Raw genomic sequence first — 8,325 nt, forward strand, 5'->3', positions numbered from 1 at the left:
TTGTTATGCCCCCTAATCTAAAGCAACCGCTAGTGCATCTGCCACGGTATTCACACCGATCAGTTGTATCCCGCGAGGATGTTTCCAGCCCTTTAAGCTTTTTTCTGGTAAAATGACTCGTTTGAAGCCCAGCTTTGCGGCTTCCTTCACTCGTTGTTCGGCCCGTGATACGGCTCGAACTTCACCTGTCAGACCGATCTCGCCAAAGACGACGTCGTCTGGCTTGGTCGGTACATCTCTCAAACTGGATGCAATGCTGACAGCAACCGCCAAGTCTACAGCGGGCTCATCCAACCGTACTCCACCAGCTACATTTAAGTATGCATCCTGGGTCTGTAAAAACATCCCCATCCGTTTCTCCAGCACTGCAATGATCAGATTTAATCGATGGAGATCTACCCCTGTTGCCATACGGCGGGGAGAAGGAAAATGGGTCGTCGAGATCAACGCCTGCAATTCCACGAGCAGAGGACGCGTCCCCTCCATACTGGCAACTACCGTTGAACCTGCTACACCCAGTGGACGTTCCGACAAAAAGAGTTCGGACGGATTGCCCACCTCACGAAGCCCATCCTCGCCCATTTCAAAAATGCCAATCTCATTGGTGGAACCAAAACGGTTCTTCACCGCACGCAGCAGGCGATACGTATGATGCCGTTCTCCTTCAAAATAAAGCACGCAATCCACCATATGTTCTAACATACGTGGACCGGCAATGGCACCTTCTTTGGTAACATGCCCCACAAGAACCGTTGCAATGCCTCTGCCTTTGGCAATCCGCATGAACCTTGACGTACATTCCCTTACCTGTGCTACACTACCCGGCGCACTGGTAACTTCGGGAAGATATACCGTCTGAATGGAGTCGATGACAAGAAAATGCGGCTGGATCTGATCCACCGCTTCCTCTACACGTTCCATATTGGTTTCACACAATACATACAACTCGGCAGAGAGTGCCCCGAGACGGTCCGCCCGCAATTTGGTTTGCTTGACTGATTCCTCTCCCGATACATATAAAACACGCAAACCCGAGTGCGTCAACGCATGGGACGTCTGCAACATCAACGTTGATTTACCGATACCTGGATCTCCGCCCACCAGAACGAGGGAACCTGGAACAATTCCGCCACCCAATACCCGGTTCAACTCTCCGATTCCAGTCTGTACACGCGGTTCCTGACCGCTATCTATATCTATGATAGGAAGCGGTTTATCTTTACTGTCAAACAGAGGAGAATTTCTCCCTTGTGTTTTGACCACCGTCTCTGTTTCTTCCACCATTGAATTCCATGACTGACAACCCGGACACTTACCGTACCACTTGGGGGCTTCATAGCCGCATTCCGTACATTGAAACTTGGTTTTAACTTTGGCCACTTCAGCACTCCTATAATTTAGTTTTATAACAGCATTTTGCATTATTCGACGAATTTCACCCAAACTCCCTGACGTACAGGGTTACTAAAAGTTTACCATTGTTTGAGATTTTTCGTAAAGGATTATCGCAAACTTTACACATGTTCCTGACATAATCATGTCCGTCTTCTGTCCAAAGTGCAAAAAATCCTCCCCGGCCGAAGCCGAGAAGGATTTGATTAAGGATTATGGATCAATACAAGCTGAAGTTTAACTCCAAAGTTTGCTAAATATTATTTAGTTTCGATTTCCTCATTCGAAGGAACAACCACGTCTTTTTTCGTAACAGACAGTGCACCGTTCTCTTCGTCGATGAGCAATGAATCCCCTTTGGTTACGTTACCTGTGAGCAACTCTTCGGACAATTTGTCCTCGATATGCTTCTGGATCGCCCGACGAAGCGGACGCGCACCGTAAGCAGGATCAAAGCCTGACTTCGCAAGGAAGGCCTTGGCATTATCAGTGAGTTCGAAATCGACCTCATGTTCGAGCAGTCGTTTACGAAGTTCTTCACTCATAAGCGTTACAATTTCAGCGATGTGTTTTTCTTCGAGTGAGTGGAACACGATAATTTCATCAATCCGGTTAAGGAACTCTGGACGGAAGCTTTTCTTCAGCTCATCCATCACTTTCCCCTTCATGTTGTCATAATCTGCTCCTGCATCTACAACTGCAGTGAAGCCCAGTGTAGAGTTACGTTTGATCGCTTCGGCACCCACATTGGATGTCAGAATGATCAGCGTATTGCGGAAGTCAACGACGCGACCTTTGGAATCCGTCAGACGACCATCCTCAAGCACTTGTAACAAGATATTGAATACTTCTGGATGTGCTTTCTCGATTTCATCGAGCAGGACTACGGAATATGGTTTGCGACGAACTTTCTCTGTCAGCTGCCCACCTTCTTCGTACCCAACATATCCTGGAGGCGCTCCGACAAGTCGGGAAGTCGAGTGCTTCTCACCATACTCGGACATATCAATCCGGATTACTGCATTTTCATCGCCGAACATCGCTTCAGCCAGAGCACGAGCAAGTTCTGTTTTACCTACCCCTGTAGGGCCGAGGAAAATGAATGAACCCATCGGACGTTTTGGATCTTTAAGTCCTGCACGAGCACGACGAACCGCACGGCTGACAGACTTCACTGCCTCATCCTGACCGATGACACGTTCATGTAGAATAGACTCCAGATTCATCAGACGCTGTGTCTCTTCTTCTTTCAGTTGGTTCACAGGGATTCCTGTCCAGCTGGCTACCACTTGTGCGATATCCTCAGGAGTAACCTCGGAATCGGTGCGACCTTGTTTCTCTTTCCACTGGTTCTTCGTTACATCCAATTCTTCACGGATTTTTTGTTCCGTATCACGCAGTGCTGCTGCTTTTTCGAATTCCTGACTTTGAACTGCAGCGTCTTTTTCCTTACGGATATCTTCCAGACGGCTTTCCAGCTGTTTCAGGTTCGGTGGGATCGTGTAAGAGTTCAATCTTACTTTGGAACCCGCTTCATCAATCAGGTCGATCGCTTTGTCTGGCAGGAAACGGTCTGTAATGTAACGATCAGACAGTTTAACCGCCTGCACAATTGCTTCGTCCGTAATTTTCACGCGGTGATGCGCCTCATAACGGTCACGCAAGCCATGCAAGATTTGAATCGCTTCTTCCGGAGAAGGCTGATCTACCGTAATTGGTTGGAAACGACGCTCAAGCGCAGCATCCTTTTCAATATATTTACGATATTCATCCAGTGTTGTCGCACCGATACATTGCAATTCTCCACGAGCCAGAGCCGGTTTCAAAATGTTAGAAGCATCGATGGCACCTTCAGCTCCGCCTGCGCCAATCAAGGTATGCAATTCGTCGATAAACAGGACAATGTTACCTGCTTGGCGAATCTCATCCATGATTTTTTTCAGACGATCTTCAAACTCACCACGATATTTGGTTCCAGCGACTACAGAACCCATATCCAGGGTCATTACACGTTTGTCGCGCAATGTTTCCGGGATCTCATTTGCAATGATTTTTTGTGCAAGTCCTTCAGCAATCGCTGTTTTACCTACACCTGGCTCACCGATCAATACCGGGTTGTTCTTGGTACGACGGCTGAGCACCTGGATGACACGTTCAATTTCTTTGCTACGTCCAATGACTGGGTCAAGGTTGTTCTCTTTGGCATACGCCGTTAGATCACGCGCCAGACTGTCCAGCGTTGGTGTGCTGACATTGGCAGGTGTTCCATTATGACTGGATACAGCTTCACTGCTGCCAAGCAATTGCAGCACTTGTTGACGTGCTTTGTTCAGGCTAATTCCCAGGTTATTGAGCACACGTGCTGCAACACCCTCGCCTTCACGAATCAATCCGAGCAGGATATGCTCTGTGCCTACATAAGTGTGGCCCAATTTACGAGCTTCATCCATAGACAGTTCAATTACTTTTTTCGCACGTGGCGTATATGCAATGTTGGTAGGTTGCTCTTGGCCACGGCCAATCAGCGTCTCTACTTCATCCTGAATTTTTTCCAATCCGAGTCCAAGGCCGATCAGTGCTTTGGCTGCGATGCCTTCGCCTTCACGTATGAGGCCGAGCAAAATATGCTCAGTACCGATGTTATTATGACCGAGACGGACAGCTTCTTCCTGCGCGAGTGCGAGCACCTTTTGGGCCCGTTCCGTAAATCTTCCAAACATCATATCTCCTGCACCTCCATGGTTTTGGATAAAACGAGGTCATGTAATGAAATAACCGTCGTATTCTTCATATCATTTTTGTTTGCAGCCGTGCTGCGAATAAAGTCATTAGGCAATTTGTACATGCCTTATTATATAAAAGCCGCAATGCGGCATGAAACCATAATTCAATACAATATCAGACTAAGCTAGGACTGCTTCGCTGCATTAATCGTATCACGAATCAACTGTGCACGGTAAATGTCACGCTCATCTGTGCGCATATCTTCCCCGAATGTTTTCTGCAAAAATCCCGGCTGTGTCATCACATTCAACTCATTCATTACCGTGATGGACAGTCCATCCAACAAGCCGAGATCCACGCCAAGGCGTACATCCGATAAGCGCTGTGCAGCTTCCTTGGAATCAACAATAGCTGCATGAGACAATATGCCGTAAGAACGCATGACCCGATCCGTAATCCGAAGTCTGGAGTCGGTAATTAACCGTTCTCTCGCTGTACGTTCATGACCAATCATCTGTAACACAACACCATGCAGGTTCTCGATGACTTCCTGCTCGGTCTGTCCCAGTGTTATCTGGTTCGAGATCTGGAACAGGTTACCCATCGCCTCACTGCCTTCACCGTATATCCCTCTTACCGTCAATCCCACTTGAGAAACTGCGGTTAGAATACGGCCAATCTGCTGTGTCATCACCAGAGCAGGCAAGTGCATCATAACCGATGCTCTAACACCTGTACCTACATTGGTAGGACAGCTGGTTAAGTATCCTCTGCGATCATCAAAAGCATAGTCCACGTGCGCTTCAAAAGCATCATCTATTGCGGAAGCTTTCTCCCAGGCTTCTTTCACCTGGAACCCCGGATAGAGGCACTGGATACGAAGATGATCCTCTTCGTTAATCATAATACTGACAGACTCATCCTCACTGAGAATAACCGCACCATTCCTGGATTCATTCGCAAGACTTGGACTGATGAGATGTTTCTCCACCAGCACCCGTTTGTCGAGTTCGTCAATATCGATCAGATCCAACGTATGAAAATCCCCAAAGGCATGAACGTCATCGTATTGAAGTACTTCGCTCAGCTTATTCAGCACCTCTTCCGATTGCTCATTGGAAGCCAGCATCGGAAACGGAACATGCTGAAGGTTGCGTGCAATCCGGACACGGCTGCTAATGACAATTTCGGAATCAGCCGCATCACTGCGCATCCAGTCGCTGAGCGCCTTCTCTGTAAAGCGCAGATTAGGCATTACGCATCCCTCCTACTCATGACAAACTTTACTCCTGAGCTATTCCTTTTTCAAGTCCTCTGATCTGGTCACGGATCTGAGCCGCCTCTTCAAATTCCTCTTGCGCGATGCTCTCCTGGAGCTCACGCTTCAGATCAGCAATTTGCCGTTTCACCTTGATGCGACCACCAGCTCGTGCAGGCACTTTGCCTACATGGGACGTATTACCATGAACCCGCTTGAACAAAGGATCCAGACGGCTGTCAAAATATTTATAACATGAACTGCAGCCGAACCGGCCTATCTTACTAAATTGTGAGTACGTCATACCACACTCTTCACATTGAAGTGCTTTTGCAGGTGGTGTTCCTGCCGATCCACTTTTGCCGGCTGGATCAAAATCAAGCAAGCCGGACAACAAGTTGTGAATGGAAAACCCACCTGCTGTTCCAGGGATCATTTCCCCTTTTTCACGGGCGCATGACTCACAAATATGGAATTCCGTCTTCTCTCCATTCACAATCTTCGTAAAATGAAGTGTAGCCGGACGTTTAGTGCATTCTTGGCACAGCATATTGATGTACCTCCTTTGACCCCGATAGTTTTCATTTACCGAGCAAAGATATTAACATCGCCTTCAACATTCTGGCACGAATTTGATCCCGGTAAGGAAGTTTGACCAATATAACCTCTCTAGATACAGCAGCTCGCATCAAACCGGCTTCACGCTTGCTCAAGAAACGTGCTTCTTCCAGTTGATAGATCAGACCTTCGGCAGCTGTCTGCCCGATCTCATCACCAATACTATGGTGCAAATGATTATGCAGAGCTGATTGGGCCGGTAATTCAATGCGCTTTATGCGAACATAACCACCACCGCCGCGTTTACTCTCTACGAGGTATCCCTTCTCGAGGGTAAAGCGTGTGCCGATGACATAATTGATCTGGGAAGGTACACATGAAAAATGATCTGCCAGATCATTACGCTGAATTTCAACCATTCCTTCGGGACTTTCATGCAAAATACTCTTCAGATATCGTTCGATAATATCAGAGATATTACGCATCCAATCATCCTCCACTGTCTGAAACGTTAAGTCAATAAGGACCCACACGCCCCCACAGAGTACACCTTCTCTACCCATTTAACCAATCAGGGAAACAGCGAATCTTGCTTCCACAGGCATCAACAGGAGAGCGAAGGAAGCACGAAGGTCCTTTAGTATTCCCTTGATCCTACGATGAGATGAATGCTGTTTAAAGGCTCTCATCCATCAGATTGCAGAAAGAAAGCTACTTAAGTATTAAACCTTTAGTTGACTTTGACTTTCTTTGACTTTATAACCATTATAGCATATTTTGTGGTTTTGCCAAGTGGGGTCACTATTCATTTTTTACGATTTTACACGAAATATTCCCCAGACACAAAAAAACCTCTCCAAAATTGCTGGAGAAGTCCATTTGTCTTTCAATCACGCCATATTTCTATATAAGCTAATCAAGTTAAATGGAGCAGTGGGAATAGTCATCAGAAGAAATCGAGCAAATAGGTTTCCCGTTCAGGAATCGCTTGTTCCAAAGCCTTGATTGCTGTGTTCGGTCCGTAAATTCTTCCGATTCGTGCCATTTCCGTTGGTCTGCGATATCCCATCAGCACCGCGGTAAGGGATTGAATATCCACCTTAATGGTCTGATCATCAGTAATTGGCTCCGAAGTTTTCCATATGGACGCTGTTCCATTCATCGCTACGTTTAATTGCCATACTCCTTCATTCCACGGAGCGTGGGTATCCTCTACCTGTAGAACAATCTGTACCGGTGAGTCCTGGCTTGCAAAGGGATACTGGGATATAAACTGCTCCACACTAACGATACGCGCCATAAAATAAGGGACGATCTCCTGCTGAATCCGTGGGTTATCCAATTGGAAGGCAAGCGTATCACTGGCAGGCGCCTGCAACGTAACTTCCTGGATCATAGAATCATGATTGGCAATGAAGGTCCACAGCCCTTGCCTAGCCTCTTCATTCAGATAGATGATCTCTTTAATGGTAAACTTATTTTCCTTAACCTCATATAAAAGATAACCTTGTGCTGCATCAGCTTCATCGTAATATACAGCCTTCTGGCTGGTCCCATTAACAAGAACTGAATTCTCCCACCTTGCATCATCCCGAACGAGAGTTCCGTTATAACGCTCAGCATAAGCACTGTATACTTCCTTTAATATGCTGAGGCCCGGATCCCCACGCCGAATTGTTCCAGGTGTCGCTTTTTTCAGAGGCAAATGAGCTGTAGGTACTTTATAACGTTTAAATTCAACATACGTCTCCCATCCATACTTCCGATAGAAACCAAAAGAGAATGGATGCAAGAATGATATACTTTGTTTGTTACGGTTCATTTCTTCCAACGCATGCTTCAGCAGACCCGCTACCCAGCCTTTGCGTCTATACTCTGGCCAGGTGGCTACACCCGCAATACCGCCCATCTCGAACGATCTGCCATGAATATAGGTTTGAAAAGGAATGATGTGAAGTTTGGCTCCTAGCTGCCCGTCCTCATATACACCCCATATATCCTGTGATGAAAATTGACTCCGCCGTTTTTCTTTCTGTTCTTCACTCATTACTGCTTGAAAAGCATATTCGGAGAGTGCCATCGCCGGTTCAAAATCATCTACCGTCAATTTCTGAATTTCCATGTTGTCCTACACCCCATTCGCTAGAGTTATTATCAATCCAAATCATGGCCTGATATCTGAAATATGTACCCCTTAGAGTGTGTCAGAGGATTCTTACAAAGTCAAATAAGAGATGCTTTCGCATCCCCTAAAATAAACAAATAAAAACCACCACCGAATAACATCGGCAGTGGTTCTTCGCTTGGCGGCGTCCTACTCTCCCAGGACCCTGCGGTCCAAGTACCATCGGCGCTAGAGGGCTTAACGGTCGTGTTCGGGATGGGTACGTGTG

Annotated in this window: 6 protein-coding genes and 1 rRNA gene; all 7 read right to left on the reverse strand. The window is 46.8% G+C overall.

Going from position 1 to position 8,325, the window contains the following annotated elements; all coding sequences use genetic code 11:
* Positions 1 to 12: 12 nt before the first annotated feature.
* Entirely contained in the window at positions 13 to 1,380 is a 1,368-nt protein-coding gene (gene radA, locus J2Z28_RS28475) for a DNA repair protein RadA (protein WP_211085401.1), read from the reverse strand.
* 272 nt (positions 1,381 to 1,652) lie between these two features.
* Positions 1,653 to 4,115 carry an ATP-dependent protease ATP-binding subunit ClpC gene (clpC, locus tag J2Z28_RS28480; RefSeq protein WP_211085402.1) on the reverse strand — a complete coding sequence of 821 codons (2,463 nt, stop codon included), beginning with the start codon at positions 4,113 to 4,115 and terminating at the stop codon, positions 1,653 to 1,655.
* 185 nt (positions 4,116 to 4,300) lie between these two features.
* Positions 4,301 to 5,371 (reverse strand): protein-arginine kinase McsB, encoded by a 1,071-nt coding sequence (gene mcsB, locus J2Z28_RS28485; RefSeq protein ID WP_036607140.1) that lies wholly within the window; start codon positions 5,369 to 5,371, stop codon positions 4,301 to 4,303.
* A gap of 28 nt (positions 5,372 to 5,399) precedes the next feature.
* A complete protein-coding gene (gene mcsA / locus J2Z28_RS28490; RefSeq protein ID WP_211085403.1) occupies positions 5,400 to 5,924 on the reverse strand; it encodes a protein-arginine kinase activator protein McsA in 525 nt (174 codons plus the stop codon).
* Positions 5,925 to 5,955: 31 nt separating this feature from the next.
* Complete coding sequence (locus J2Z28_RS28495; RefSeq protein ID WP_017692041.1) at positions 5,956 to 6,417, reverse strand: CtsR family transcriptional regulator; 462 nt, start codon at positions 6,415 to 6,417, stop codon at positions 5,956 to 5,958.
* A 461-nt stretch (positions 6,418 to 6,878) separates the two neighbouring features.
* Positions 6,879 to 8,054, reverse strand: a complete 1,176-nt coding sequence (locus tag J2Z28_RS28500) for a GNAT family N-acetyltransferase (RefSeq protein ID WP_211085404.1) — start codon at positions 8,052 to 8,054, stop codon at positions 6,879 to 6,881.
* Positions 8,055 to 8,233: 179 nt separating this feature from the next.
* Positions 8,234 to 8,325, reverse strand: a 5S ribosomal RNA gene (rrf, locus tag J2Z28_RS28505); the annotation flags it as partial.

It is taken from the genome of Paenibacillus xylanexedens (assembly GCF_017874615.1).
Taxonomy (GTDB): Bacteria; Bacillota; Bacilli; order Paenibacillales; family Paenibacillaceae; genus Paenibacillus; species Paenibacillus xylanexedens.